The organism is Paenibacillus sp. ALE2 (genome assembly GCF_054113385.1).
Genome location: NZ_CM134213.1, coordinates 3,406,365 through 3,433,107 on the forward strand (window position 1 = coordinate 3,406,365; position 26,743 = coordinate 3,433,107).

22 protein-coding genes are annotated in these 26,743 nt (G+C 46.8%); 17 read left to right on the forward strand and 5 right to left on the reverse strand.

All coding sequences use genetic code 11. The annotated features are described in order from the left end of the window. Positions 1–41: 41 nt before the first annotated feature. Together ACXHJ1_RS14915 and ACXHJ1_RS14920 are read right to left on the reverse strand one after the other, a co-directional pair. Positions 42–905 carry a sulfurtransferase gene (locus tag ACXHJ1_RS14915; RefSeq protein ID WP_017428242.1) on the reverse strand — a complete coding sequence of 288 codons (864 nt, stop codon included), beginning with the start codon at positions 903–905 and terminating at the stop codon, positions 42–44. 74 nt (positions 906–979) lie between these two features. After that, positions 980–1,924, reverse strand: a complete 945-nt coding sequence (locus tag ACXHJ1_RS14920; protein ID WP_016821696.1) for a DMT family transporter — start codon at positions 1,922–1,924, stop codon at positions 980–982. Positions 1,925–2,156: 232 nt separating this feature from the next. On the opposite strand from ACXHJ1_RS14920, the gene ACXHJ1_RS14925 reads away from it, so the two are divergent. The 7 genes from ACXHJ1_RS14925 to ACXHJ1_RS14955 all read left to right on the forward strand — a co-directional run bounded on the left by ACXHJ1_RS14925 (position 2,157) and on the right by ACXHJ1_RS14955 (position 9,175). Continuing rightward, on the forward strand, positions 2,157–3,062 hold the full coding sequence (locus ACXHJ1_RS14925) for a hypothetical protein (RefSeq protein ID WP_457904860.1): 906 nt from the start codon (positions 2,157–2,159) through the stop codon (positions 3,060–3,062). Between the two features lie 212 nt (positions 3,063–3,274). Continuing rightward, positions 3,275–3,988, forward strand: coding sequence for a 2,3,4,5-tetrahydropyridine-2,6-dicarboxylate N-acetyltransferase (dapD, locus tag ACXHJ1_RS14930; protein ID WP_013372273.1), 714 nt, complete (start codon positions 3,275–3,277; stop codon positions 3,986–3,988). A gap of 182 nt (positions 3,989–4,170) precedes the next feature. Further along, positions 4,171–5,307 (forward strand): N-acetyldiaminopimelate deacetylase, encoded by a 1,137-nt coding sequence (locus ACXHJ1_RS14935; RefSeq protein ID WP_457904861.1) that lies wholly within the window; start codon positions 4,171–4,173, stop codon positions 5,305–5,307. Between the two features lie 75 nt (positions 5,308–5,382). Then, a complete protein-coding gene (locus ACXHJ1_RS14940) occupies positions 5,383–6,492 on the forward strand; it encodes an ABC transporter ATP-binding protein (RefSeq protein ID WP_016821693.1) in 1,110 nt (369 codons plus the stop codon). Then, positions 6,482–7,294, forward strand: coding sequence for an ABC transporter permease (locus tag ACXHJ1_RS14945; protein ID WP_016821692.1), 813 nt, complete (start codon positions 6,482–6,484; stop codon positions 7,292–7,294). Before ACXHJ1_RS14940 ends, ACXHJ1_RS14945 begins: the two co-directional genes overlap by 11 nt. Continuing rightward, positions 7,284–8,105, forward strand: a complete 822-nt coding sequence (locus ACXHJ1_RS14950) for an ABC transporter permease (RefSeq protein WP_016821691.1) — start codon at positions 7,284–7,286, stop codon at positions 8,103–8,105. The genes ACXHJ1_RS14945 and ACXHJ1_RS14950 overlap by 11 nt, the downstream gene beginning before the upstream one ends. Further along, entirely contained in the window at positions 8,102–9,175 is a 1,074-nt protein-coding gene (locus tag ACXHJ1_RS14955; RefSeq protein ID WP_457904862.1) for an ABC transporter substrate-binding protein, read from the forward strand. Before ACXHJ1_RS14950 ends, ACXHJ1_RS14955 begins: the two co-directional genes overlap by 4 nt. 518 nt (positions 9,176–9,693) lie before the next feature. Here the strand turns inward: ACXHJ1_RS14955 and ACXHJ1_RS14960 are convergent. Continuing rightward, positions 9,694–10,857 carry an aminotransferase A gene (locus ACXHJ1_RS14960; RefSeq protein WP_107733242.1) on the reverse strand — a complete coding sequence of 388 codons (1,164 nt, stop codon included), beginning with the start codon at positions 10,855–10,857 and terminating at the stop codon, positions 9,694–9,696. 298 nt (positions 10,858–11,155) lie between these two features. On the opposite strand from ACXHJ1_RS14960, the gene ACXHJ1_RS14965 reads away from it, so the two are divergent. From ACXHJ1_RS14965 to ACXHJ1_RS14980, 4 genes are all read left to right on the forward strand, one after another. After that, a complete protein-coding gene (locus ACXHJ1_RS14965; protein ID WP_457904863.1) occupies positions 11,156–11,560 on the forward strand; it encodes a VOC family protein in 405 nt (134 codons plus the stop codon). A 106-nt stretch (positions 11,561–11,666) separates the two neighbouring features. Continuing rightward, positions 11,667–12,197, forward strand: coding sequence for an N-acetyltransferase family protein (locus tag ACXHJ1_RS14970; RefSeq protein ID WP_457904864.1), 531 nt, complete (start codon positions 11,667–11,669; stop codon positions 12,195–12,197). A gap of 199 nt (positions 12,198–12,396) precedes the next feature. Beyond that, on the forward strand, positions 12,397–13,806 hold the full coding sequence (gene aspA / locus ACXHJ1_RS14975) for an aspartate ammonia-lyase (RefSeq protein ID WP_016821686.1): 1,410 nt from the start codon (positions 12,397–12,399) through the stop codon (positions 13,804–13,806). Positions 13,807–13,973: 167 nt separating this feature from the next. Next, positions 13,974–14,561: a restriction endonuclease gene (locus ACXHJ1_RS14980; protein WP_019688113.1), complete on the forward strand. Its 588-nt coding sequence runs from the start codon at positions 13,974–13,976 to the stop codon at positions 14,559–14,561. Between the two features lie 94 nt (positions 14,562–14,655). On the opposite strand, the gene ACXHJ1_RS14985 is transcribed toward ACXHJ1_RS14980, so the two are convergent. After that, a complete protein-coding gene (locus tag ACXHJ1_RS14985) occupies positions 14,656–17,832 on the reverse strand; it encodes a bifunctional cytochrome P450/NADPH--P450 reductase (protein WP_457904865.1) in 3,177 nt (1,058 codons plus the stop codon). 289 nt (positions 17,833–18,121) lie between these two features. On the opposite strand from ACXHJ1_RS14985, the gene ACXHJ1_RS14990 reads away from it, so the two are divergent. From ACXHJ1_RS14990 to ACXHJ1_RS15015, 6 genes are all read left to right on the forward strand, one after another. Beyond that, positions 18,122–19,126: a BMP family lipoprotein gene (locus tag ACXHJ1_RS14990; protein ID WP_017428230.1), complete on the forward strand. Its 1,005-nt coding sequence runs from the start codon at positions 18,122–18,124 to the stop codon at positions 19,124–19,126. Between the two features lie 27 nt (positions 19,127–19,153). Further along, on the forward strand, positions 19,154–20,827 hold the full coding sequence (locus ACXHJ1_RS14995; protein WP_457904866.1) for a methyl-accepting chemotaxis protein: 1,674 nt from the start codon (positions 19,154–19,156) through the stop codon (positions 20,825–20,827). Positions 20,828–21,024: 197 nt separating this feature from the next. Further along, positions 21,025–23,466, forward strand: coding sequence for an AraC family transcriptional regulator (locus tag ACXHJ1_RS15000; protein WP_457904867.1), 2,442 nt, complete (start codon positions 21,025–21,027; stop codon positions 23,464–23,466). A gap of 126 nt (positions 23,467–23,592) precedes the next feature. Further along, positions 23,593–24,600: a tripartite tricarboxylate transporter substrate binding protein gene (locus ACXHJ1_RS15005; RefSeq protein WP_457904868.1), complete on the forward strand. Its 1,008-nt coding sequence runs from the start codon at positions 23,593–23,595 to the stop codon at positions 24,598–24,600. 48 nt (positions 24,601–24,648) lie between these two features. Beyond that, the gene (kdgT, locus tag ACXHJ1_RS15010) at positions 24,649–25,650 is read left to right on the forward strand and encodes a 2-keto-3-deoxygluconate transporter (protein ID WP_017428226.1); all 1,002 of its coding nucleotides are present in this window, start codon (positions 24,649–24,651) and stop codon (positions 25,648–25,650) included. 170 nt (positions 25,651–25,820) lie between these two features. Next, a complete protein-coding gene (locus ACXHJ1_RS15015; RefSeq protein ID WP_457906183.1) occupies positions 25,821–26,174 on the forward strand; it encodes a hypothetical protein in 354 nt (117 codons plus the stop codon). 84 nt (positions 26,175–26,258) lie between these two features. Here ACXHJ1_RS15015 and ACXHJ1_RS15020 read toward each other — a convergent pair whose 3' ends face one another. Further along, on the reverse strand, positions 26,259–26,741 hold the full coding sequence (locus ACXHJ1_RS15020; RefSeq protein WP_457904869.1) for a DUF1641 domain-containing protein: 483 nt from the start codon (positions 26,739–26,741) through the stop codon (positions 26,259–26,261). Positions 26,742–26,743: the final 2 nt, after the last annotated feature.

Sequence of the window (26,743 nt, forward strand, 5' to 3'; positions counted from 1 at the left end):
GTGGGTTTGTCTTTAAAACCTTTATATCCGTTAAAAACGGATTATTCCTCCCCGGTCGCCACCGGATTTTCCTCATAGCTGATCCAATCGCTCCAGCTTCCTGGATAGAGTCTCACATTACTAAATCCTGCCTCATTCAAGGCCAGAACATTCGGGCAGGCGGATACGCCTGATCCGCAATATACGATGATCTCAGCGTCCTGATCAAGATCAGAAAAATGCTGTTTCAACTGCTCTGCATTTTTAAATGCACCCTTTTCGTCCAAGACCTCTTTCCAGAAGAAATTCACCGCACCGGGGATATGCCCCGCTGCTTGATCTATAGGCTCTTCCAGTCCCAGGTAGCGCGGCCGCTCTCTGGAGTCGATCAATATAGGTGAAAAACCGATATAGGAGCCAACAGGAACAGAAGCTTCGGATATACGTTGTACTTCTTTCATACTTGTGAGCATTTGTGGCTGAATATTTGCCACAAAGGTCGAGGGAATGCGAATCGGCTGGTCTGCCGTAACGGGGAACTTTGCTTCCTTCCAAGCACTGTAGCTTTCTTCCAGCACGTATACCTGCTCATGACCGAGGTAGCGCAGCAGCCACCAGAAGCGGGAGGCCATCATCCCCCCTTGGTCATCATAAGCGACGATGCGTGAACCTGCATTGATCCCGGCACGGCTCAGACGTGCAGCGAGTGTATCTACATCAGGTAGTGGATGGCGACCACCATGCTCGCCTAGAGGAGCGGTAAGGTCTTCTTCCAAATCGAAGTGAATCGCCCCAGGAATGTGGTCTTCATTAAATTCGGTCCGTCCAGCCCCGGCTTGTCCGAGCACGGAACGGCAGTCGGCAATGATTATGTCGGGTTCATACAATCGGGCCAACAGCCAGCGCTTAGATACGATGGATTTCATAGAGGATTCCGCCTTCCTTTTTTTAACAGTAAATTTAATCCATTGAGTATGGTTTATGAAAATGGGGTAATAAGCTAAGAGCTAACCTTCAGGGGGTGCTCATTGTCAGGCATTTCACTTTGGTGGACAACTTGCTTTTTAAAATCCGTTCCGTATCGGATGAAAACCCATACTCCAAACAGAATGAAAAAGCCTGCCCCAAATTGTAAGGTAGACAGCCTTTCCCCGAGCAGCACCCATGCCAGCAGGGAAGAAATAACAGGCTCACCGAGTACCGCCATCGACACCGCGGTGGCGTTTATGTATTTGAGCAGCCAGTTAAACAGGTAATGTCCGAACAGCGTAGGCACTATGGCAAGCAGCAGGAACAGCCCCCATTCCCGTGGCGCATATCCAGTAAAAGGTATAGCATTGACCACATTATACAGCGCAAGCGATGTGGCTGCGATGATAAAAACCCAAAAGTTATAGACAAAAGCGCTCAAATGCTCGCGTAGATGCTTGCCCATTAGCATGTGGATGGACACGGCGATCATGCCCAAGAAGGACAGTGCATCTCCGAGCAGAGCTTGTCCTGAGACATGAAAATCCCCTGCGCCGATGGCCAGTGAGCCGACAAAGGCCATACCCATTCCGAAGAGCATAGCGCGATTCGTGCCTGTCCGGAAAAACAAAAAAGAACCGAGCATGACAAGGATCGGTTCCAATGTCATAATAACAGTAGAGCTTGCAACGGTGGTCAGTCGCAGCGAGCCCATCCACAGCAAGAAATGCAGCCCTAGCGCGATACCGGACCAGAGGATCAGCATCCACTGCTTGCGAGTGAGGCTGAATAGCTCGGTGCGGTATTTCCAGACCAATGGCAGCATAAGCAGATTGGTCAGGTACAGACGGTACATAGCGATGACGGACACCTCGGCTTCAGACCATCTGACGAAGATCGAGGAGAACGAAATAGCGATAATACCTATGATGTACAATAATTCAAAGGAAAACGACGGTTTGTGTGCTTGATTCATGTGGCAGCTCCATCCGTATGAAAGAAAATAAATACGTTAAAATTCTTTCTAACGGTATCTCGAAAATGAGGTTTAATATAGCTCATTATACCGTACCTGGCATTCCCATGGTATTAGGATTTTGCAAAATACTGAGAATATAATCAGCGGGAGCGAGAGGGAGGATTTTAAGTGAGATGCTGCATAGAACTTTTGCTGCACAAGCTCGTCTAACATAGTGGAGGTGGATTTTATGAAAAAACATAACACATTTTCAATCATACTACTGACTGTCGTGGCAGTGCTGGCTCTATCAGCCTGTGGTACGAAACCGCAAACCAATAACAATGCACCTTCAGGGGCAGACCAACCGCAAACGCAACAGCCGCAAGTCGCACCAGAGCCGGTTGCTGAACCGCAGGTTAAAAAAGGCACAGGCGTATACAACGGAGCTGCTGATCCGCATACAGTAGAGATTGAGATGAATGGCGAAGCCCAATCCTTCCAATTAGGGGAGGGGATGGATACGGTAATAGCTGGACTTAAAGAAGGTGATCCAGTAGCGTTTGAATATAACGAACAAGCAGTAGAGGGCGACGCGACAGCGAAGCAACTGACTTTAACGAAAATTCAAAAGACAGAGGCTGCAACAGATGGCAATCAAAACGGAAGTTCTGGTCAACAAGTAGGCGGGGAACGTGCGAAAACTCAAACTTTTGACCTTACCCTTGAAGGGAAAAAGGAAAAGCAGACAGCAACCTTGGCAAAGGGAGAGGGCTATTCGCTGTATGTGTTTGACCCGATGTCCCTGTTCCCAGATCAAAACCGTGTCGCTTTGGCGGTAGATGATAACTACTACGCCGAAATTACGAAGTTGCCCTCCAACTTTAATTTAGATGAGCTTCAAAAAGAAGGCGAGAAGGACTTGGCTTCCATTGGCAAGGTGCAAAAGCTGGACAAAGCAGACGTGCCTAAAGTGCTGACCAGCAGCCGTCTGTTCTTGCAAGCGAACGGCTCGAAGATTACACAACAGTATATTGTTGTGGAAAATACTACAGGGGCTTTCAGCGTGAAAGTGAATATTCCACAAGGGGAGCCTGCTGAAGGATTTGAATCCTTCATTTATACATCGCTGGAGAGCCTGCAAGCTAATAAATAATCCTAATATAAAGTCAGATGGACGCTGGCCTATAATTATGAATTTAAGGCAGTTAAACTGCTGAAATTTGTTGTTTCAGGTACTAGCTTAGCGCTTCGAGGGTCTAATCTGTAATTGCGAGACCTGCACTTTTGTGCTATAAAGGATGAGAGAATAAGATCATTCCGGCTTGCGAAGTCGTATGAAGCGATGAAGGAGTTGTTAGATTTAATATGTCCATCGAAATGAATACACAAGAAGTCATCAACGTGATTAAAAACAGCAAGAAAAAGACGCCTGTTAAAGTATATGTAAAAGGGGCTTTGGCTTCCGCATCTTTTGGCGAGAACGTTCAAGCTTTTATTTCTGGAGACAGCGGTGTGGTATTTGGTGATTGGGCCGATATCAAGCCGGTACTGGATAGCGCAAATGCTAAAGAAGAAGATTATGTGGTGGAAAATGACCGCCGTAACTCCGCTGTTCCTATGCTGGATTTGAAAGGCATTAATGCACGCATTGAGCCAGGCGCCTATATCCGTGACATGGTAGGCATCGGTAACAACGCAGTCATTATGATGGGTGCAGTAATTAACATTGGCGTTACGATTGGTGAAGGCACTATGATTGATATGAATGCTGTACTTGGCGGTCGTGTTAAAGTAGGCAACATGTGCCACATCGGTGCAGGCGTTGTCCTTGCAGGTGTCATTGAGCCACCTTCCGCACAGCCCGTTATCGTAGAAGACGAAGTATTGATCGGTGCGAACTCGGTTGTACTGGAAGGCGTACGCATTGGTAAAGGTGCAGTTGTCGCAGCCGGAGCGGTTGTAACTGAAGATGTGCCTCCATACTCTGTAGTAGCGGGTACACCTGCACGTGTAATCAAACAAGTCGATGACAAGACCAAATCCAAAACTGAGATTTTGAAAGAACTGCGCGTTTTGTAAGAAGGCAAAGTTCTTTATGTACCAAAGGTGAACGATTCCTTGTCAGGAGCATGATACACTGACAGCATAACATAGGGACGAAGCACAACGGACAAGGCTCGGCGGCTGCGCCGGGCTTTTGTCCTTTTGTTCTTTTGCCAGGTAAGAGCTGATGAGCTATAAAGAGGAGGCGTAGCAGCAAAATGAGTACAGCCGATTATCGTTCTTTTGTTCAAATACGAAGGGATCTGCATCAAATTCCCGAACCAGGGTTTGAGGAATATAAAACACAACGATACTTGCTGAACTACTTGGAAACGCTCCCTCAGGAGCGGCTGGAGATTCGTACATGGCGTACGGGCGTGTTAGTATTCATTCATGGAACGGCTCCTAAGCGCCGCTATGGATATCGTTGTGATATGGATGGTTTACCCATCGAGGAAGAGACGGGTTACGATTTCCGTTCGACTCATCCTGGCTACATGCATGCTTGTGGACACGACTTACATATGACGATTGGATTGGGAATTGTGACTCACTTTGCGAGTCATCCGATTAAGGATGATCTGGTCGTGTTGTTTCAACCTGCGGAGGAAGGACCTGGTGGAGCCTTGCCTATGCGGGACAGCACGGAGCTGGCCGACTGGATGCCGGATGAAATTGTCGCATTGCATGTTGCACCAGAATATCCTGTAGGCACAATTGCTACTCGCCCGGGTATCCTGTTTGCCAATACATCAGAGCTTTTCATCGATCTCAAGGGTACGGGCGGACATGCTGCTTATCCACACAAGGCGAATGATATGGTAGTAGCTGCTTGCCAGCTGGTAGGGCAATTACAGACGGTGGTAGCCCGTAACGTGAACCCACTGGATGCAGCAGTCATTACTGTTGGCAAGGTTAGTGGAGGTACGAAGCAGAACATTATTGCGGAAACCGCTCGTTTGGAAGGTACAATCCGTACGCTGTCTGCCGATACGATGACGCTGGTTAAATCGCGGATTGAGGCGCTGGTGCGCGGTGTGGAAGCTGGGTTTGAATGTCAAGCGGAGATTCATTATGGCTCCAATTATTTGCAAGTGTACAATGAAGCCAAGGTGACTGAGGAATTCATGAACTGGGTCAGTAATCGGAAGGATGTGCAGCTCGTTGAATGCGGAGAAGCGATGACGGGAGAGGACTTCGGATATTTTTTGGAGCGAATTCCCGGTCTGATGTTCTGGCTTGGCGTAGATACGCCTTATGGCTTGCATCATGCCAAGCTGGAGCCTGCAGAGGAAGCCATTGAGGTAGCCATCCGCGTGCTGACAGACTATTTTATATGGAAGTCTCAAGGGTGAATGATACAGCCTGAATAATTATGTTTAATGAAGAGAATGTAATGGAATGAAGTCGAATTTTTGAAGGAGGGTGTTATGGGAGAGCAAACCATCATCCGATTTGAGCGGGTGACCAAACAATATGACAACGATCCCCCGGTGCTGGCGGATGTCAGCTTTGAGATTGAGCGTGGTAAGTTTTATACACTGCTGGGCCCTTCCGGTTGTGGTAAAACGACAATTTTGCGTATGATTGCAGGTTTTGCAGAGCCGACAGAAGGCTCTATTTATTTGAATGATAAACTCATTAATCGTGTTCCGGCCAATGAGCGGCAGGTCAATACGGTTTTTCAGGATTATGCGCTATTTCCACATCTGAACGTATTTGAAAATGTAGCCTTTGGTCTGCGAATCAAAAAGATGAACAAAAAGGACATTCAGGAAAAGGTGACACAGGCGTTGTCCTTTGTCAATCTGGAAGGCTACGGTGAACGGGAAATTTCCGAGATGTCCGGGGGGCAGCGTCAGCGTGTAGCGATTGCACGGGCTATCGTCAATGAGCCTGATGTTCTTTTACTGGATGAACCTTTGTCGGCACTGGATTTAAAGCTGCGGACAGAAATGCAGTATATTTTGCGTGAAATGCAGCAGCGCCTGGGAATCACTTTTATATTCGTTACGCATGATCAGGAGGAAGCGCTGGCCATGTCAGACGAAATATTTGTCATGAACAAAGGCAAGATTGAGCAGAGCGGCACGCCAAATGATATCTATGATGAGCCGATTAATCGATTTGTGGCTGACTTTATTGGCGAATCGAATATTGTTCCTGGACGTATGATCGCGGATTATCAAGTGGAATTTAACGGTCGACAGTTTGAATGTGTTGACGGAGGATTGCGTCCGAACGAACCGATTGAAATTGTGATCCGGCCCGAGGATTTGGAGATTACGAGTGTTGCTGAAGGCAAGCTGCGGGTAAAGGTGGATACTCAATTGTTCCGTGGGGTTCACTATGAAATAAGCTGCTATGATGATTCAGGACAGGAATGGCTCGTGCATTCTACCAAAAAGGCGGAGCTGGGAAGTGAAATCGGCCTGAAATTTGACCCGGAAGCCATTCATGTCATGCGCTTTGGGGAGACAGAGGAAGAATTCGATCGGCGTCTGGAAGCCTATGAAGAGGTAGATCAGCATGTCCGGTAATACAAGAGCAGCGTATCTGCTGCCTTACTATTTATGGATTGTGCTGTTCGTGGCGGCGCCAGTTGTCCTTGTATTTTACTATTCACTATTTGATGTGGATGGTCATCTCACATTCAGCAACTACGCTCAGTTTCTGACACCTGTTTACTTAAGCATGACGCTTAGCTCGTTTTGGTATGCATTTCTGATTACGGTATGTTCACTGCTCGTGGCGTATCCGGCGGCCTATTTACTTACTCGCACCAAGCATAAGCAGCTGTGGCTGTTGCTCATTATTTTGCCAACCTGGATTAACTTGTTGCTCAAAACGTATGCTTTTATCGGGATTTTCGGAACCTATGGTCCGGTGAATGCGGTGCTAGGAATGGTTGGGTTGGGTGGTCAGCAAATATTGTTTACCAGCTCCAGCTTTGTGTTTGTATCTGTGTATATTTTTGTGCCTTTTATGATTTTGCCCATCTATAACGCGTTGGAAGGCTTGAATCCTTCACTGCTGGACGCAGCCCGTGATTTGGGAGCCTCCAAATGGACCGCGTTTCGCAGGGTTATTTTCCCGTTAACACTTTCGGGTGTGCGATCCGGCTGTATGGCTGTGTTTATTCCAGCGCTGTCGCTGTTTATGATTACCCGTCTGATTGCGGGTAACCGTGTGATTACGCTGGGAACGGCGATAGAGCAGCATTTTCTGGTTACTCAGGACTGGGGTATGGGCTCTACAGTTGCTGTGTTCCTGATTTTGGCGATGGCGATCATTATGCTGCTCACCTCGCGAACGAAACGGAGGGTGCGGCATGGCAAATAAAAACCGATTCGGAAATATTTATTTGGTGATTGTTTTTCTCGTGTTGTATGCACCTATCTTGTATTTGATGTACTATTCCTTCAACAGCGGCGGGACCATGCACGAGTTTGAAGGCTTTACACTTCAATATTACAAAGAGGTGTTCGCAGACACCCGTTTGATCATTATTGTCATTAACACTTTGGTGATTGCTTTGCTGTCGTCTGCATTGGCTACGATAATTGGGATCATGGGTGCGCTGGCTATTCATCAGATGCAGAACCGTCGAGTCAAAAATACGCTGCTGTCGCTCAACAATGTACTAATCGTGAACCCGGACGTTATTATTGGCGCTTCCTTCCTCATTTTGTTCACGATGGTTGGGATTAAGCTGGGTTTTTACTCTGTTTTGTTATCCCATATTGCGTTTAGTGTGCCGATTGCGGTCATTATGATTTTGCCACGCCTTCAGGAAATGAGTCCATCTCTGGTCGATGCCGCGCGTGATTTGGGTGCCAGCCGGCTGGATGTGCTAACCAAGGTGATTTTGCCCTTTATCAAGCCAGGAATTTATGCAGGCTTTTTTATGGCGTTAACGTACTCGCTGGATGATTTTGCGGTGACCTTTTTTGTGACTGGCAGTGGCTATTCGACCTTATCAGTGGAAATATACTCACGTGCCCGTCAAGGGGTTTCCTTGTCCATCAATGCGCTGTCCACGCTCATATTCCTGTTTACTGTGCTGCTGGTGGTGGGCTACTACTTTATCATGCGCAAGGCGAATCGTAATGGTAAAAAAGAGCCTGCGGCGGAAATGGGGGTGCCTAGATGAAGTCGCTTGTGCGCGTGTTTCTGTCCATTTTCATTATCTCGTTTGGCCTGATGGGCGTGGCAGCCTGGCTGAACTCCAGCCAAGGCTACTCCGGTGGTAACACACTGACGGTGTACAACTGGGGAGACTACATTGATCCTGAGCTGCTGGAACGGTTTCAGAAGGAGACGGGCATTACCGTCATTTATCAAACATTTGATTCCAATGAAGCGATGCTGACGAAAATCGAGCAGGGGGGAACTTCATTTGATGTAGCGGTTCCCTCGGAATATGCGTTGGCTAAAATGAAGCAGGAGCATCTGTTGCTCCCATTGGACCACAGCAAACTGCCGAATTTGAAGCATGTAGATGCTCATTATCTAAACCTTTCGTTTGATCCGAATAACCAATATTCGGTTCCGTATTTTTGGGGTACAGTCGGGATTGTCTTTAACCCGGAGCTAACGAAGGGCATTGATTTTCATAGCTGGGATGGCCTATGGGACCCGAAGCTGCGTAATAATCTGTTGCTAGTTGATGGAGCTAGGGAGATTATGGGCATGTCGTTGAACAGTCTCCACTATTCCTTGAATGATACGAACCAGGCGCATTTGCAGCAAGCTTTGACGAAGCTGGAGAAGCTAGCACCCAATGTCAAGGCAGTGGTTGGCGATGAGATTAAAATGCTGCTGGCCAACGAGGAAGCTGCTGCTGGAGTTGTATGGTCCGGTGATGCTTCCGAAATCATGGATCAGAATGATAAGCTGGATTACGTCGTGCCAGATGAAGGGTCCAACCTGTGGTTCGATAATATAGTTATTCCAAAAACGGCCACCCATGTGGACGCGGCTCATAAATTTATCAATTTTATGATGCAGCCCGATGTAGCCGCTCAAAATGCCGAGTTTGTAGGTTACTCCACGCCAAACAAGGATGCAAAGAAATTGCTGCCTGAGGATATTTCTGGCGATGAGCGTTTCTATACTCCATCTGAAATTACAGATAAGCTGGAAGTATACAACAATCTGGGTAAGCGAATGCTCGCTCACTATAATGAATTGTTCCTGCAATTCAAAATGCATTTAAAGTAGGGGAGTGGCGTTGTGGATCAGGGAATGGTGCTTTAGAGGCCGCTGCGGAGGCGGATGGTGCTTACCATCGCTGTTAAATTCTGATTTTTATGATTGAATATGTAAAGGTGAAAATCGGAATTTAAAGGCGACCGCTTCGCTTGTCCAGCACCATTCCGCCCCCTCCGCTGCGCCGTGCTTAAAGCAACGTACCTGTTAATCCCACGCCGACGGTGAGGGAGTAGGGGAAGAGTGAAAAGAGGCCCTTGAACCACCAACGTAGGTGGTTCAAGGGCCTTTTTTGTGTACTCACCGCGCGAAGCGGTAAGTAATGTCTTTAACCCTACCACTTCACATACCTTAGAAAATTGTGGGGCTTTAAGGCGGGCAGCGAGCGAAGCGGGCCAATTGAATCTGGAGAAGCGGCAGCGTTCGCCTTTGCTGAGGGATTCTTACCTTTAAATGTTTTATACAATTAAAGAATCCCCCAGCAACAGCGATCGGAAGATCAAATGGACTGCGTAGCGCCCCTAACCACCTTAACCTCTCACAATTCCTCTAACAAACCTCTCTATTTTATCCAACCCTTGCTCCAGTACATCCTGTCCGTAGGCGTAAGATAAGCGAATGTAACCTTCGCCATAGGAAGAAAAGGCATCTCCCGGCACGACAGCCACTCCTTGCTCTTCCAGCAGCTTCAAGGTGAAGTCCATCGAGCTTAATCCAAAATGGGCGATGGAAGGGAAGAGATAGAAGGCTCCTTCGGGCTTCTCCAGTGGAATTCCCATATCAGTCAGTCTTCCGTGTACATAGTCACGACGTTTGCGGTACTCATCGCGCATCGGAAGTGCATCATCCACCCCAGCGGTCAGGGCTTCTAGTGCTGCATATTGGCTAATTGAGCTAGCACAGGTCACGTTGTATTGATGCACTTTGACCATGTGCTGTGTGATTTCAGCAGGTGCAAGTGTAAAACCAATGCGCCATCCTGTCATGGAATGTGATTTGGACAGTCCGTTAATGACGATGGTGCGCTCCCGCAAACCTGGAAGAGTCGCAATAGATACGTGCGATGTATCATAAATCAGTTCGCTGTATATTTCATCCGAAATGATAAACAGGTCGCGTTCCTTGAGCAAATCTGCGACGGCTTCCAGCTCTTCGCGGCTCATTACTCGTCCGGTTGGATTCGAAGGATACCCGAGAATGACTGCCTTTGTACGCTCGGTCAGATACGGTTTCAGTACCTCTGCCGTTAGCTTGAAGCCGCTGTTGCGGGTGTCAGCCAACACGGGAATGCCACCTGACAAACGGATCAATGGCTCATATCCTGGGTAGATCGGCACAGGTAGAATGACTTCGTCTCCGGGTGACAAAATCGTGCGCAGGGTAATATCCAGCGCTTCACTGGCTCCGTTCGTCACGATAACCTCATCCTGTCCTCGGTAATTCAGGCCGTATTTGCGATCTACAAACGCTGCTGCGGCTTCGCGTAATTCCGGTAGTCCCGGATTAGGTGTATACGTGGTCCGACCTTCATCAATCGCCCGATGGGCAGCTTCCATAATATGCGCAGGGGTGGGGAAATCTGGCTGCCCAATCGTTAATGACAGAGTTCCGGGTAATGCGGCAACTTTATTGGCGATTTTGCGGATGCCGCTGATTTGAATATTTTTAACCTGATCGTTAAGCAAATGCTCCATAGTGTGTAATGCCACCTTTTTCTGTATTAGAACAAGTTTACAATAATATGATCTGATTATGCTACGGCAAGAAGAATTCATTTTACATAATTCAGGTACTAAATTGGCTAATTTGTGGTATCTTAAATATAGGGTATGTTTGTAAGCGTAATCATAGGGGGGAATGGGAGTGATCAAAGCCAATTGACTTAACGATCACAGAACTAGATAAATGTCAGGTTGATTGACTTTATAGGATAGTTAAGTTATCTTTTGTGGGGAAGTAGTATGATAAAGTAGAATGAAGAGGTGAGATGTCGTGGGAGTAACAGCTAAACAAATTTTTGTGAATTTACCAGTTAAAAACCTGCAACACTCCATTGATTTTTTCACTTCCATCGGATTTGAATTCAATGCTCAGTTCACGGATGAACATGCAACCTGCATGGTTGTTAGTGAACATATTTTTGTCATGCTGTTGGTTGAAGAACGTTTTAAAGCGTTCACTTCCAAGGAAATTTCAGATGCCACGAAAAGCACAGAAGCGATTGTTGCCCTATCGGTGGAGAGCCGAGAAAAGGTGGATGAGATCGTCCACAGAGCTTTGAAAGCAGGCGGCAAACCCTCCAATGAGCCTCAAGATCATGGTTTTATGTATGGCTGGAGTTTTCAGGATTTGGATGGTCATCTATGGGAGTTCTTTTATATGGCAGAGCAGTCATAGAAGTAAGGGGGATTAAGCAAACGGAGTATCATGGAAAGTAATCTATCCTAAAAAGATAGTTTACTTTCTTTCTTGCATGTTATTGAACTCATCAGGAGGAATTACAATGTCTAACGAAGTGAGAATATACTCTGTTCAAGTGCTCAGCGAAGTATTGTCAGATTCACTAAGCCGGCTGTTGATCGACGTGGTTGCTGATGGTGCATCTATAGGTTTCTTACCGCCACTGGGGTATCAGGAGGCAGCAGCTTATTGGAACAGTGTGCTTGAGGACGGTGTAGTTCTGTGGATTGCCGAGAAGGACGGAATACCTGTTGGGACGGTTCAGCTTCAGTTGGCTCAAAAAGCGAACGCTACACATCGTGCAGAAATTGCAAAGCTTATGGTGAATCCGTCCGGACGCAGGCTTGGGATCGCACGACAGTTAATGAAGGCAGCCGAAGAAGAGGCAGTGCGTCATAATAGAACCCTACTGGTGCTGGATACGCGGGTGGGAGATCCTTCTAATAGATTATATGAGTCGATCGGGTTTGTGGAAGCTGGTGTTATTCCGAACTACGCTCAATCAGCCGATGGTCAGCTGCACGCCACTCGATATTATTATAAGCCATTAAATCCGTATTCCAGTCATAGCTGAGCATTTGCCGAATAACCGTGGTATTTGCGGGAAATCATAACTTGTCATAGGATTACATAACCTTTTTCCGCGTTTATTCGACTGGTAAAGCACGGGAATCGGAACGTATAATGAAGAGGAAATCAGAAAAGGTCTTTTTATGTCATTTGACTGTACTGAATTGAAGAACGTAGCAAACACAGCGGAGGAATCAAAGAATATGAGGCTGGAGCATGATTTTTTAGGAACCAAGGAAGTGCCGTCAGATGCTTATTACGGTGTACAAACTCTAAGAGCAAAAGAAAATTTTCCAATTACAGGCCAACGATTGCATCCTGAGTTGATTAAAGCCATGGCGATCGTAAAAAAGGGAGCAGCGACGGTAAACATGGAACTAACCCGTTTACATCGCCCCAAAGCAGAGGCTATTATTCAGGCTGCTGACGAGATTATTCAAGGACAGTTGCATGATCATTTTATCGTCGATCCGATTCAGGGCGGCGCAGGCACGTCCATTAATATGAATACAAATGAAGTGATTGCAAACAGGGCGCTGGAGCTGATCGGTAAGCAGCGAGGAGACTATCAGGAGATCAGTCCTAATAATCACGTTAATATGGCGCAATCGACGAACGATGCTTTTCCTACGGCCGTACATTTGGCTGTATTAAGTATGATTGATAAGCTGTTAGTCACCATGAGTGAGCTTCAGGAAGCTTTTTCCCGCAAGGCCACTGAGTTTGATAGTGTGATCAAAATGGGTAGAACCCACTTGCAGGATGCAGTGCCGATCCGATTAGGGCAGGAGTTTCAGGCTTATGCTCGTGTGCTGGGCCGTGATATCGGACGCGTTCGTGCAACCAAAGATCACCTGCTAACCATTAATATGGGTGCAACTGCAGTGGGTACCGGCCTGAATGCAGACCGTCGTTATATTCAGCGTGTCGCTGAGGTACTGGCTGAGGTTAGTGGCTTTCCTGTGGAAGCAGACGAAAACCTCGTAGATGCCACACAAAATACGGATGCCTATACCGAAGTGTCCGCTGCTTTGAAAATTTGTATGATGAATATGTCCAAGGTGGCCAATGACATCCGTTTGATGGCTTCTGGACCACGCGCTGGTCTGGGAGAACTGAGTCTGCCTGCTCGTCAACCAGGATCATCCATTATGCCGGGCAAGGTAAATCCAGTGATGTGTGAAGTCATTAATCAAATTGCCTTTCAGGTCATTGGTAATGATCATACAATCTGCTTGGCTTCGGAGGCAGGCCAACTGGAGCTGAACGTGATGGAGCCTGTACTTGTCTACAATTTGCTGCAATCGCTGGAAATTATGAAGCAGGGCTTCCACGTTTTCCGTGTTCATTGTGTGGAAGGAATTGAAGCAAATGTGGAGCGGTGCCGTGAATATGTGGAGAACAGTGTAGGTATTATTACAGCGCTCAATCCGCACCTCGGATATGAGGTCGTATCACGCATTGCCCGCGAAGCAATTACGACTGGCAAATCGGTACGTGAGCTGTGTCTGTTATATAATGTACTGACTGAGGAAGAATTGGACATTATATTGGACCCGTACCAAATGACTCAGCCTGGTATTGCCGGAGAATCTTTGCTGAATCGTGAATAATATTGCGGAGTTTAGAATGTAGGCAACTTTGAGATAAAATGAAGGCAGCCCCGTCGAATTCGGCGGGGTTGCTTTTGTGTAAAACCGTGTCAGTGTGATAGGTAGTAACGGTAACCCTACTAAGGAATATACCGCTTGCATGCCTGCTGTAGAAAAGGGGAAGAGGAATGCTGCTGGAGCAATTATCGGCATATAAGGAATTAGGAATAGGACTTATTGTATTACTATTACTGCTTGTGCTCATCATCAGGGGAATGATACGTGGTCGTCGGAATCGGATTTTACGTGATCTGGACCCGCGTAAAATCGGAATTCAGGATATAGATCGTATGGAGGATGGCTCGGAATTTGAGTTTTATTTGCAGCGGTTGTTATCCGCACTTGGCTATAAGGACATTTATAAAACAACCAGCAGCCGGGATTTTGGAGCGGATCTGGTATTTACAGACCGTGAAGGCGCCAGAGTCGTAATTCAAGCCAAGCGTTATGCTGTACAACATCCGGTGGGGCTGGGTGCGGTGCAGGAAATTTACACCTCTATGCGTTATTATGCAGCCGACAAGTCCATCGTTATCACCTCCGGTCGTTATACAGAATCCTGTAAAACACTTGCTGCTGTCAACGGGGTTAAATTATTAGACCGCAATGATTTGGAAGACATGATTGATTTGTTCAAGTCAAAGCGCCGCGAGGAGGTTATGGATGTAATAGAAAGTAGGGCAGAGGTGATCGCTTCCAAATGGAGTGAAAAATAATTATAAAAGGGACTGAACTACTGGCGGCAAGCTTGAAGCCTAGTAATCAGTCCCTTTTATTATTGAATATGATGCTGCTCTTATACCGTTATCATTAGATGCCTGCCCAGACATCCTTGGCATAGCGTTTATCCTGTTGGAGCTGCTCCAACCATTGCTGCGCTTCTTCTTTACTTGTATGGTGTACATCCGCATAGGCCGCACAGAGCGTGTCTTCAACGTCGGGGGCCATCCGGCTACCGTCGCCGCATACATACAGATGCGCTCCTTCGTCAAGCAAGTGAATCAGAGTGTCTGCATCTTCATTCATGACATGCTGTACATACCTTTTGGGTTGACCAGGCAGACGTGAAAAGGCTGTATGAACCGTGACGATTCCTTCCTGCTCCCAGGCCTCCAGCTCTTGCTTGTATAGATAATCGAGCTTTGGATCACGGCAGCCATAGTATAGATGCGCCTCGCCGAGCTGTTCTCCTCTCTCCTTAAGCACATGGCGTGTTTGGAGAAATCCGCGGAATGGGGCAATACCAGTCCCTGGACCGACCATGATCACAGGCACGGTCGGGTCTTCCGGCAAACGGAAGCCAGACTGAGGCTTTCGCACAAAAATGACAACCGGATCATCTGGTTGGAGCTGTGCCAAATAATTGGAGGCGATACCGAGATATTCGCCCTTTCCGCTACGGGCTGGTCCACGCACGACGCTCACGGTTATACTCGCTGAATTCTCCGACTCAAGCGGAGAACTGGAGATGGAGTAGTATCTAGGCTTGAGTGGTGGTAACAGCGAGATGAAGTTTTCAAATGGCAGCTCGCAGGCTGGATACTTCTCCAGAATATCCAGCATCGTGACGCGCTTCTTTCGTATCTCTTGATCGAAAGTAGTATCCTCGAGCAAAGCTTCGATTTCTTTCTTATGCGGTGGACACACTGTAAAGGATGCCAGTTGCCTTAGCTGGGCTCTGGTTGCCGATTCTTGCAGTTCCACACTGAGAGTGAGCAAATCTCCTACGCTGACAGGCCGATCCAAGGGGAGATGCGCCGCATCCCGGTCACTGCCTTTTAATACGATGTAGTCCTGATCCTGTAACTTAAAGCGTTGCATCACCCTATTAACCAACGAAGCAGGATTACGTGGCAAAACACCAAGATGATCACCCTCGCGATAAGACAATCCGGTTGGTAATTGGATCTCCAGATGTCGTGTACTGCGTTCACTTTCAGCAGCGTGCAGTTCACGATTCGCGGTAACAATGGCAGTAGCTGCCTCATAGTTGGCCGCCAGCGGAGCGTTTAGTACGTCGCTTACAAACTCTATGCTCAGACTGCTGGTGTCCTGAGGTTCTGTATCACTGTGCTCTATCCCGAAAGCATTCAGCAATTCCGGCCATAAGCCGTGGTTCCAGACTTCCCAATCCTTCTCGAAATCACCACTGGCGTCGCCCTCACCCCGATCATACAGTCGCTCTGCCCCTTTGGCAGCCATCAGTTCATCAATCATCCTTGGAATGCGCTGATACGTGCTGGCCCAATTCCGGTCACCGCAACCAAAGACAGCATACCTTATGCCTGCCAATTGTCCCTCGTCTACCTGCTTCAACCATTCTACGAAGGCATCTGCATTATCTGGCGGATGCCCGTTATAAGATGCGGTCGTAATAAGTACCACGCCTTCTTTAGGCAAATGGTCCACACGATCATTTAGAGTTGCAATGCTACTGTTGAAACCCCAATTCCGGCCTAAATCGGCTAGTTCACCTGCAAGTCCCTCAGCTGTACCCAGATTCGAACCGTACAAAGACAACAAAGATGTATCATGCTTTTCGGCATGGGGGGCTGCAACTTTTTGTTCCTCTTTTTCATGAAGTTCTTGAGTGGCACCTGGCAGCATGACGGTAGTCTGTGTGCTGCGCGGACGTACTTGAATGGTGAAGCCCTCAGGCTTGAGTGTGAGCGTTTCTTTGACTTTCAACTCATAATGAGTATGGTCAATCAGCTCAAAATGTTTCAGTACCATACCCAGCACAAGGGTGGCCTCCTGTAAGGCAAACTGTTGTCCGATACAGGCCCGTTGACCGTTGCCAAACGGTTTGTAGGCATCTTGCGGAATGGCGGATGGGTCCTCAAAGCGTTCGGGTCTAAATTCCTCAACATCTTCACCCCAAGCCTCGGTATCACGGTGCAATTTCGGGATGAGTACATTGACACTGTCGCCTTTTTTAAGCGGATAGGTTCCGTTGAGCAGCGTATCTTCTTTGGCCAAGAGAGAGAAGGCGGGCGCTGTCGGCCATAGCCGCAGGGCTTCATTCAGTATCATCCTTATGTACTTGAGTTCACGCACCTGAGTATAGGAAGGCAGCGAATCGGTGAGCACGCGATCTACTTCTTCATAGGCTTTGGTTAGTGTTCGTGGATTTTTAAGCAAATAGTAAATGGCAAAGGATAAAAGCCCACTGGTCGTTTCATGACCGGCGATGAGAAAGGTAATGATCTGATAGCGGATATTTTCATCATCCAGCGTTTCACCTGTTTCCGGGTCCTTGCCTTCCAGCATACGTGCCAGTAAATCCTCTTCACCTTGGTTGCCCGTGGTTTTGCGTTCTTGAATAATGCTATCCACCAGAGAGAACATCGTTTCGATGTCGTGTTTAAACTGTTTTTTCTTCAATAACATCAGCTTGTTTTGCAAATTGAGACGTTGCAACTGACCCATTGCTTCATCCAGTGCGCGTGTCATACTGGTCACGAACGGATGGGGCTGGTCGCGGTAAAAGCTGTTAAAACGATAATTAAAGCCGCATAACCCGATAGTATCCAAAGTCAGGCGGGTCATATCCTCCGGTACCTCTACACTTTCATCTGGATTGAGCCGAGACCATTTCTGCACCAGCTGAACAGCAAGATCAAGCATCATATTGTGGTAACCCTTCATGGCCCGCTGACTAAAGCTTGGCAGCAATATTTGATGGGCCTTGCGCCAGTTCGGCTCCTCAGTCCAGCTTGTGAATAGTCCATCTCCGGCAAAAGCTCGTACTTTTTGTAAGGGAGCCCACACCTGTTTGTCGAAACGGGATTCATCACAAGCATCTGCGACCAGCTTATGACCGGAAATATAAATGTTCGTTCCTTCAGGCAGATCCATGCGAAAGATGGGACCGTACTCATTGGCAAGCTTAACCAGCGACTGGACAGGGGCATGGGTATCGATCAAGGGCAGATTTCCTAAGGGACCGTATGTTTTAGGCTGCGGAATTGAATTTGTTGAAGTCATTCTAAATGTAGCTCCTTTCAGTTTCAACATAGAGTGATGGTTGAAGGGGGTTCCTACGTTTACCATAAAAATTACACTTTATTCTTTCCGGATAAACGAAATAAATAATTTTAGACAGTTCGTACAATAAAAGCAGTACGAAAAGAGGCGCTTATTACATGTAGAAGAAGATGAACCCAATGTCATTATCCATTTACAATGAATTTACAGAAAAATTTATGAACAAATTCACCTCTATAACCGATATAAAGATGTTGGGGATTTGCATTTTATGTTGAGGTGATATGTCATGAAAAAACGAGCTGTATTATTAACTTTTAGGTGGATTCCCATTGTCACGATCTTTGCATTATTGCTAAGTGCATGTGGGCAATCAGACGTACAAACCAAGGCCGAACCCATTAAGGTGGGAATCGTGCTGTCAGATATTGGTCTGGGTGATCAATCTTACAGCGATGCGGCTTTTCGAGGTTTGGTCAAGGCACGGGATGAGGGGAAGATTGTTTTTGAATACCGGGAAATAACTGAGACCAAGACGTATGAGGCTGCTTTTAATCAGCTTGTTCAAGAAAAAGCAGATTTAATCATTGGGTTGGGTTACATGGTGAAGGACAGTTTGGAGGCTGTTGCCAAAAAGAATCCGGACCGTAAGTTTTTAATCGTGGATGAAACATCGGAATTGCCGAATGTGGCCTCCATTACCTTCAAAGCAGAAGAGGGCAGTTTTATGGCCGGGGTTGTTGCCGGTTTGACGAGTCGTACGGAACAGGTGGGTTTTCTCGGAGGTGCGGAATCTCCTCTGTTGAAAAAGTTTGAAATTGGGTATCGTGCAGGGGTGCAATCAGTCAAGCCTAATGCCAAAGTTACGGCAACGTATGCAGGAGATTTTGGCAAACCGGAGCTGGGTACGAAAATTGCGGATGACATGATCAATCAGGACCAGATTGATGTCATTTTTGCAGCAGCAGGGCTAACCGGTGTAGGTGCGCTACAGGAAGCGCAGAAGCAGCACAAATTCGCCATCGGGGTCGATAGCGACCAGTTTTTTATTGCAGAAAAAGCGGTGGTGACCTCAATGATTAAAAACGTAGACAGTGCAATTTATACAGTAGTCAAAGGCTTTGCAGACCATCAAAGAAAATTTACGGAGAAGGATATGGTGTTTGGACTTGCGGAAGAAGGTATAGGTTTGGCGCCTATTCGTGTCGTGACACTGAATCCGGATCAGCAAAAGGTAATGGATGATTTAATGGAAAAAATCAAATCCGGCACACTTACTGTACCCACCCAATAAATTTTCGCAAACGGAGGATGAATGCTGATGAAACTGCAAGGTAAACTGGTGCTTAACGCGATGATTTCCCTGATCGCTTGCCTGGCTTTAGTAGCTTATATCATTTTTGAATTGTTACGTATTAACGCTCAAAGCAGTAATCTTGTTCCAGCTATGTTGAATGTACAGCAGCTTAATGCCTATTTGATTCAGTCGGGGCAGGCACTGCAAAATTATTCTACTTCCATGACGGAGAGCAACAAAGCCGATGTGCAAAATCAGCTAACTCAGTCTGAAAAAACGATTACTTTGCTTTCACAGGGTATGATGCAGACCGAAGCACAGCAAAAGCGACTGGATTCGATTAAAATAAAATTCAGCCAATTGAAAGTAGCAACGGAAAAAGCGATGAGTGCTCAGAACAGCCCAGAATCCAAACGAGAGGCCATGCGTGCCCAGGGGATTCAGAACGATGTATTTATGCTGGATCTGCTGACCAAGGCGCGTTACGACCAATACACAGAAGACCTGACCAAAAGTATTCGTTTTACTTGGCAATTAGCCTTGGCAGGTGCAGTTCTACTTCTGGTGGCGGTTGGGCTATATAATACATATACCTCCAGGCAGCTTGCCCTTAGAACCCGCAAGTTAACGGATGCAGCGAAGCAAATTGCCGAGGGGAATTTAACTGTTCAACTTCCTCAAACAAAGGGCCGAGACGAGCTGGACGAGCTCAATGAATCTTTCCGTGTTATGATCGGGAACTTGCGCAGCATTGTACTCTCCATTGATCATGCGGGTAATCGTGTCGATCTGATGGCTCGGGATATTGATCAGCACAATGAGGCCATGAAGGAAATTGTGACACAAGTCAGCACATCAACAGAGGAACTTGCGATAGGAAGTCAGAAAATTGCTGAGGACCTGTCATCGACAGTTAGCGTGGTGGATGATATGCAGCAGAAGTTTGAATCTAATTTGCTGGAGACTACGCAATCAACCACGTATAGTGAGGATGCTTTGCGTGTCATTGAGCAGGGTGCGCGTGTCATGAGTGATCAAATGCGAATTGTTGCAGAGAACCGTTCGGCAATGTCTGAAGTGGAACAAACCGTTAGAGAGCTGGAATCTAATGCAGCTGAGATCACAACTATGACCGGTTATGTATCTGAAATTGCCAGCCAAACGTCGCTGTTGTCCTTGAATGCCTCGATTGAGGCTGCACGTGCGGGTGAAGCGGGAAAAGGCTTTGCTGTTGTTGCCAATGAAGTGAAAAAGCTGGCGAGTCAATCTGAATCTGCTGTAAAGAAAATTTATACCGCTGTTGAGGGGATCACGCAGGCTATGGATAAGGTGAAGACTTCTGTGGCACAAAGTCAGGAGTTGTTCCGCGAGCAGGAGAAGGCAACCTCCTCCACCGGAGAATCGTTTAGAGAGATTAGTGGCAAAGTGCAGCAAATTGCCGGCCAAGTCAGCAAATTATCCATAGACATGAATGTATCACGAGAACTGAGTGTACAGGTGCAGCAAGCTATTGAGAATATTAGCGCAATCACTCAGCAGTCCGCCGCAGGCAGTGAAGAGATTACGGCTTCCACGGTGGAGCAGAAGCGTTCCTTCGAGGAATCGGCTGAGAAGGTAAAGGAGCTTCGCCAGATTCGTGAGGAGATGCAGCGGGAACTGAATCGTTTTCAGGTGGAAAAGACGAGCCAAACACTGTAATACGAATATCTATGCTGCTGATCAATGGATGCAAGCAGCACGTAAGAAGAAGTTCTACCTTGTACAGGGAGACTTCTTCTTTTTTATTATTAATGATATGACTCCTGTTAAGTTTGATTTGTAAAGGCAGGAAATTCTACTTCATGCGTCAAATAGATGTAAAGGTAATATGTCATCTAATATTGAGTAAGAGGAAGATGGACAACGTAGTCCGGAAGGATGAAGTTACAGGAATGTTGCGACTTAAGCTTCGATTGATACTGAAAAATAAGCAGACAAGACTGATTCTGCTGCTCACGCTGTGCGTGTCGCTCGTGATCAGCGTGATCGGCTTGCTATCGTATTCAAGATACCGTGAAGGTTTGGATACCGAGTTGAATACACCTAATATAGAATTGTTGCAAATCAATCTGGATGTGACTAATCGGGCTTTTCGTGAGTCGGATAACAAGGCACTGGATGCGGCTTATTATCCGGATGTAGAGTCTTTTATACGTATTTATGCGGATGGAAAATCGGTATCCAACAAAGCCTCCGTTATCGAACGACTTCAGAAATATTTGAAAACCCTTTCTTCACACGAAGAAATTTATTCGATTGAAGTCATTTCTTTGGATAATCATGCTCTCGTGTCCAGCAATTATGGTTATTTGCCCGATTGGAATCAAGCACCGGATACAACCTGGGTTCCCTGGATTCAGGACATTCAAAAAAAGCCGCTATTGATTAAGCGGAGATGGTATGGTACTGATCAACAGCATGGCACGATAGAGCTGCTCTCGCTGGCTAGACCTATAGTAGAGAATGGACAGGTCAGGGGTGCGGTGTTAATCAATCTGGATTACGACCGTTTTTTCTCCAAACTGTATATTCATTTATCCAACTCGCAATACGTCTATGATCTGGAGGGCGAGCTGATCTATCCCAAACTGAGATCGTCCATACCCTTAAATGATATGGGCAGGGTTTTGAAAGAGTTGGATGTGAATCCTTATGCTTATGTAGAAATTGGAGATATGGAATATATGGCGAACCAGACCTTCTCCGATGTTACAGGCTGGCGTCTAGTATCACTTGTGCCGATGGACAAGCTACTGAAAAATGTAAAACTGGCGCGCAATATGATGTTGTGGCTGGCCTTGATCTCTATCCTGGCTGGGTGCTCGGCGGTGTACTATTACAGTTATGCCGCTTTTCGCCCTATGAAAAAAATTAATAGTCTCTTGAATTCAGGCAACAAGGGAACGCGTCAGGGAGGATTGTATGATCTAGAACCCGTGATTAGCAAGTTGGTTGGAGAATTTCACCGCAAATCATTGGTGGTAGAGCGAAGCTTGCCGGAGCTGCGTTCCAAATATATAGAAGATGTCTTCCAGCGTAGAATGGGTGTACAGGAAATGCGTACGAAATGGGAACAGTATTTTTCCGATTGGGACCATAATTCTTTGGTTGTTATGATCGTGTCGATTGATCGGTATTCTACGTGGAGCGCAAGCTTTCCGGAAGAGGACAAAATGCTACTTAAATATGCGCTGAACAATATTTTGCTGGAGATGCTTGAGCCTCATTGGAAAGCAGTTAGTGCGCCGGAGGAAGAGAGTGGTTTGGTTGTACTGCTGCAGTTCAGAGAAAGCACATATGAAGTTGAAGCGGAGGGAGCTGCTAAAGAGAGAGCATGGCTTCGCAACAGCGTTGACAGGCTAATTCAGGTTGTTGGGGAATATCTTCCTATGACGATTTCCGTAGGGATTGGGCATAGGGTCACAGATATTCAAGAGGCACGGGCGTCTTTTATAAAAGGGAAAGAGGCGCTTAATTTACGTTTGTATGAGGGATATGGACGTTCACATATGAATATGAACAGCAGCACAAATGTGATACAGGATTGCATAGTGGATGTGCAGTCACAGGATCAGGCTCAGGATGCAAGATTACTGGACCATCGGCGTGTGGATCTGATTCGTGCTGTGGAGTTGCAGGAACCTGGTGCAAGTGCAAAGCTAGTCAGCCAGTGGGTAGAAGAACTTCGACTCTTTAGGACATCTCCAAACCAGGTCTACCTATTTGTTCATGAACTACTGGAAGATTTGTTAAAATGGTGTACCACTCAAAGCGTGACTCCGCCAGATCTGCTCGCTGATTATCATTGGAATCAGATTCTGACGCTAGACCTTCAAGACATTGAGGCGCTGCTGGCCATCATGTTGACTGATATTGAAGAGAAATGGCATGGACGCCAACAGTCAAAAGATTTTGTACGTGTACAAGAGATGATCGACTATATGGAACATCACTTGCATTTGAACATCGGGCTTCAGGAAATTGCGGATCATGTTCACATGAGCGTGTCTTCGGTGAGTAGTATGTTCAAAGAGGAAACGGGGACTACCGTATATGATTATTTGACTGGATTACGTGTCAAAAAGGCATGCATATTGCTGTGTGAAACGCATTTGAAAATTGGTGAAATTGCAGAGCAGGTCGGGTACCGAAACGAGAACAGTTTTATTCGTGTATTCCGCAAGTATAAGCAAGTGACCCCAGGGAAATTCAGACAAATCAACAAATCTTCTAATGAATATGCAAATCGGTCAAAAGATCGGCGCTTTGGTGAAATAGAAGATAAACACGAAGATTAGACGATAGATGTGGGCCTCCACGTTGCGGTACATTGACTTCATGTAAGCGTGAACAAATGACCGAAAACGTTGGAGGTGACGGCGGGCGTAATAGGCCCAGTTTATTTGTGGAGAAGAGGAAGCGTAATGAAGAAAAAGCCATGGCAAAAATATGTGCTGGTTGCGGCAGGAGTGGCTATGCTTTCTGCCTTGAGTATCAGTGAATATGTGGATCACCGCACCCTGCAGGATCACAGTCGTATATTTCCTACGAAGCCAGTAACGCTTGTCGTTCCGTATGCGGCGGGGGGCGGTACAGATATTACCGCAAGAGCGTTGGCAAAAGCCGCCGAAAAGCATCTCGGGCAGCCGATCATCGTCGTTAATCGAACAGGTGGCGGCGGTTCTGTCGGGCTGATGGAGGGAGCTGAGGCGCAGGCAGACGGTTACACCGTAACGTATCTGGTCGCTGAACTGACTACATTACCACATTTGGGACTGTTACCCATCACCTATGAGCGTTTTAAGCCGCTGCTTCAAACTAATATGGACCCTTCTGCCATTACGGTTCGGGCGGATGCGCCGTGGAAGACAGCGGAGGCATTTCTGGAGGATGCTAGGGCCCATCCAGGCAAGCTGAAAATGGGGAATGCAGGCACAGGAAGTATATGGCACCTCGCTGCCGCGATGCTGGAGCAGAAAAGCGGAGTCCGCTTCACCCATATCCCTTATGAGGGAGCAGGCCCAGCAGTTTCTGCTTTAATGAGCGGATTCGTGGACGCTGTACCTGTCAGTCCCGCAGAGGTGAAGAAATACGTGGACGAAGGAAAACTTCGCATACTGGCGATCCAGGCAGACACCATTTCGGAAGCGTTTCCAAAAGTGCCGACACTTCAGCAGGCGACTGGGCTGCGTGTCCATTTTATAGGCACCTGGAGAGGGCTGGCTGTACCTAAGGATACACCGAATGAGGTGGCTCAAACGCTGGCGGATGCACTGATCAAGGGGACGAAAGACGAGGAATTCAGGGAGGAAATGCGTAAGCATGGATTGGGATTGCGTGTCCAGGATGCACAGGCATTCGCGCGTCAACTGAAGGATAGTCATGATACTTTCGCAAAACTGATTCCTGAGCTCGGCTTAAGCCGCAAGTAAAACGGCCTTGTTTTTGCATTGGCAAAAACGAAAGGGTTGAATGAAGTTATGAAAATCAAACAAAACATCGATAAAATTCCAGGGGGCATTATGCTGGTGCCGCTGTTTATCGGCGCACTTTTTCATACATTTACTCCATGGGCAGGCGACTATTTTGGATCTTTTACCAAGGGATTGATGACCGGTACGGTGCCCATTTTGGCAGTGTGGTTTTTTTGTATGGGTGCTTCCATAGATGTGCGAGCGACAGGCACCGTATTGCGTAAATCAGGAACGCTCGTATTGACTAAAATCGCGGTCGCTTGGGTCGTGGCGATCATTGCGTCTAGATTGCTGCCTGTTGGCGGCGTAGAAAGTGGGCTATTTGCAGGTTTGTCGGTGCTGGCGCTGATCTCGGCTATGGATATGACGAACGGCGGTCTCTACGCCTCCATTATGCAGCAGTATGGCTCCAAGGAAGAGGCAGGAGCATTCGTGCTGATGTCACTGGAATCAGGTCCACTGGTGACTATGCTTATTCTAGGGAGTACCGGGCTGGCCGTTTTTGAACCGCAAACATTTGTCGGGGCCGTATTACCGTTTTTGGTCGGCTTTATGTTGGGTAATCTGGATCATGATTTCCGTAAATATTTTGGAAACGCGACACAAGCTCTTATTCCATTTTTTGGATTTGCATTGGGGTGTTCCATTGACCTGAGTGTTATTGTCCAGACAGGTGTGTTAGGTATTTTGTTGGGTGTTTTTGTAATTATCTTTACAGGTATTCCATTGATTCTGGCGGACAAATATATCGGGGGTGGCAACGGTACGGCAGGGATTGCAGCCTCCAGCACCGCAGGTGCAGCAGTAGCGAATCCAGTCATTGTTGCCAATATCAAGCCTGAATTTTTACCTGTTGCCCAATCTGCAACGGCATTAGTAGCCGCTTCGGTCATAGTGACCTCCATTTTGGTGCCAATTCTGACGGCATACTGGGCCAATTATATGAAGCGCAAGGGGAAGTCCAAAGGAGCGGGGCCTGTAACTCCAGGGGCGAATGTACCTAAATGAGGATTTTGCAAAAATCCTGAAATAAAATTTAAGTAATGAGGACTCAATTGGTCGACGTTACCATTACCCGGGAAATGCTGTTACAGTTATAGATACACCTTCCATCCTAACATGATAAAACTTGTCCTAAAACGCATCTGCCAACATACATATGTAAGCAGAGGAGCGTGATGGAATTGGAAGACAAGGTGCGTCGCTATTACCAGTTAAAGCAAAAGCAAAAAGAAATTGAAGGTGAACTGGCTGATTTGCGCAATGACATTACCGCCCATTGTGCAGAGCAGGAAGTATCCGATTGGGAAATTGGCAACTACCGAGTCAGGATTGTACAGCAGCACCGCAAGGAATACGATCATGCGAAATTGTATGATTCATTGCCTGATCCTCAATTATGGCGTTTGTTTTCCAAGCCGGACACTTCAAAAATTTCCAGCTTGCTAAAACTTAAGGTTATCGCGGAGGAGCAAATAAAAGATGCCGTTTCTCTTAAAACAGTGACCTTGTTGCAGGTGGATAAAAGATAAATAAAAAGAGCTGCCCCGTTTTTTTCGGAGCCAGCTCTTTTTATTATCTGTGGTTAGTAGCCTTCCACTTTCATATCTATTAAGCTATTTATCAGACAAACCTTTTCCCACGCCCTTGAGAAAATGAATACCGAACCCCATTGCCCGGTTTACATCTGGATCATTCATTGCCTTCATAAGATCACGCAGCCGCGTCTTTTTATTCTGCTTTAGGTGCTCTTCGGCTTCATTCAGGCCCGTAGTGACGCTGCTTGCCAGTTTTTTCATCAGCTCAGGGTCTACCTCGGACAGCATCCCTGCTGCACCCATCAGATTATTGATGATGTTCGTCACAGGCTTGCGCGTCGCTTGTCCTACAGCGATTTTGGCAATGGTTTCTTTGGCTTTTAGCATAGACTGAGCTGCTTCGAGAAGACCACTGTCATGCAGTTCACGTACAATTTCAAGCGTCTTCTGCAATGCTGCCCCATTGTCTGCCAGGTTGGCAGTAAGTTGATCCAGCGATTGTTTTTGCCGTTCTTCTGCTGTCAATATACGTTTTCTCACAATTGAAATAGGCTTAGCCATGG

Coding starts and splice junctions, on each gene's coding strand:
- ACXHJ1_RS14915 (WP_017428242.1), bottom strand. CDS start 905: ATGAAATCCATCGTATCTAAGCGCTGGCTGTTGGCCCGATTGTATGAA.
- ACXHJ1_RS14920 (WP_016821696.1), bottom strand. CDS start 1,924: ATGAATCAAGCACACAAACCGTCGTTTTCCTTTGAATTATTGTACATC.
- ACXHJ1_RS14925 (WP_457904860.1), top strand. CDS start 2,157: ATGAAAAAACATAACACATTTTCAATCATACTACTGACTGTCGTGGCA.
- dapD (WP_013372273.1), top strand. CDS start 3,275: ATGTCCATCGAAATGAATACACAAGAAGTCATCAACGTGATTAAAAAC.
- ACXHJ1_RS14935 (WP_457904861.1), top strand. CDS start 4,171: ATGAGTACAGCCGATTATCGTTCTTTTGTTCAAATACGAAGGGATCTG.
- ACXHJ1_RS14940 (WP_016821693.1), top strand. CDS start 5,383: ATGGGAGAGCAAACCATCATCCGATTTGAGCGGGTGACCAAACAATAT.
- ACXHJ1_RS14945 (WP_016821692.1), top strand. CDS start 6,482: ATGTCCGGTAATACAAGAGCAGCGTATCTGCTGCCTTACTATTTATGG.
- ACXHJ1_RS14950 (WP_016821691.1), top strand. CDS start 7,284: ATGGCAAATAAAAACCGATTCGGAAATATTTATTTGGTGATTGTTTTT.
- ACXHJ1_RS14955 (WP_457904862.1), top strand. CDS start 8,102: ATGAAGTCGCTTGTGCGCGTGTTTCTGTCCATTTTCATTATCTCGTTT.
- ACXHJ1_RS14960 (WP_107733242.1), bottom strand. CDS start 10,857: ATGGAGCATTTGCTTAACGATCAGGTTAAAAATATTCAAATCAGCGGC.
- ACXHJ1_RS14970 (WP_457904864.1), top strand. CDS start 11,667: ATGTCTAACGAAGTGAGAATATACTCTGTTCAAGTGCTCAGCGAAGTA.
- aspA (WP_016821686.1), top strand. CDS start 12,397: ATGAGGCTGGAGCATGATTTTTTAGGAACCAAGGAAGTGCCGTCAGAT.
- ACXHJ1_RS14980 (WP_019688113.1), top strand. CDS start 13,974: ATGCTGCTGGAGCAATTATCGGCATATAAGGAATTAGGAATAGGACTT.
- ACXHJ1_RS14985 (WP_457904865.1), bottom strand. CDS start 17,832: ATGACTTCAACAAATTCAATTCCGCAGCCTAAAACATACGGTCCCTTA.
- ACXHJ1_RS14990 (WP_017428230.1), top strand. CDS start 18,122: ATGAAAAAACGAGCTGTATTATTAACTTTTAGGTGGATTCCCATTGTC.
- ACXHJ1_RS14995 (WP_457904866.1), top strand. CDS start 19,154: ATGAAACTGCAAGGTAAACTGGTGCTTAACGCGATGATTTCCCTGATC.
- ACXHJ1_RS15000 (WP_457904867.1), top strand. CDS start 21,025: ATGGACAACGTAGTCCGGAAGGATGAAGTTACAGGAATGTTGCGACTT.
- ACXHJ1_RS15005 (WP_457904868.1), top strand. CDS start 23,593: ATGAAGAAAAAGCCATGGCAAAAATATGTGCTGGTTGCGGCAGGAGTG.
- kdgT (WP_017428226.1), top strand. CDS start 24,649: ATGAAAATCAAACAAAACATCGATAAAATTCCAGGGGGCATTATGCTG.
- ACXHJ1_RS15015 (WP_457906183.1), top strand. CDS start 25,821: ATGGAATTGGAAGACAAGGTGCGTCGCTATTACCAGTTAAAGCAAAAG.
- ACXHJ1_RS15020 (WP_457904869.1), bottom strand. CDS start 26,741: ATGGCTAAGCCTATTTCAATTGTGAGAAAACGTATATTGACAGCAGAA.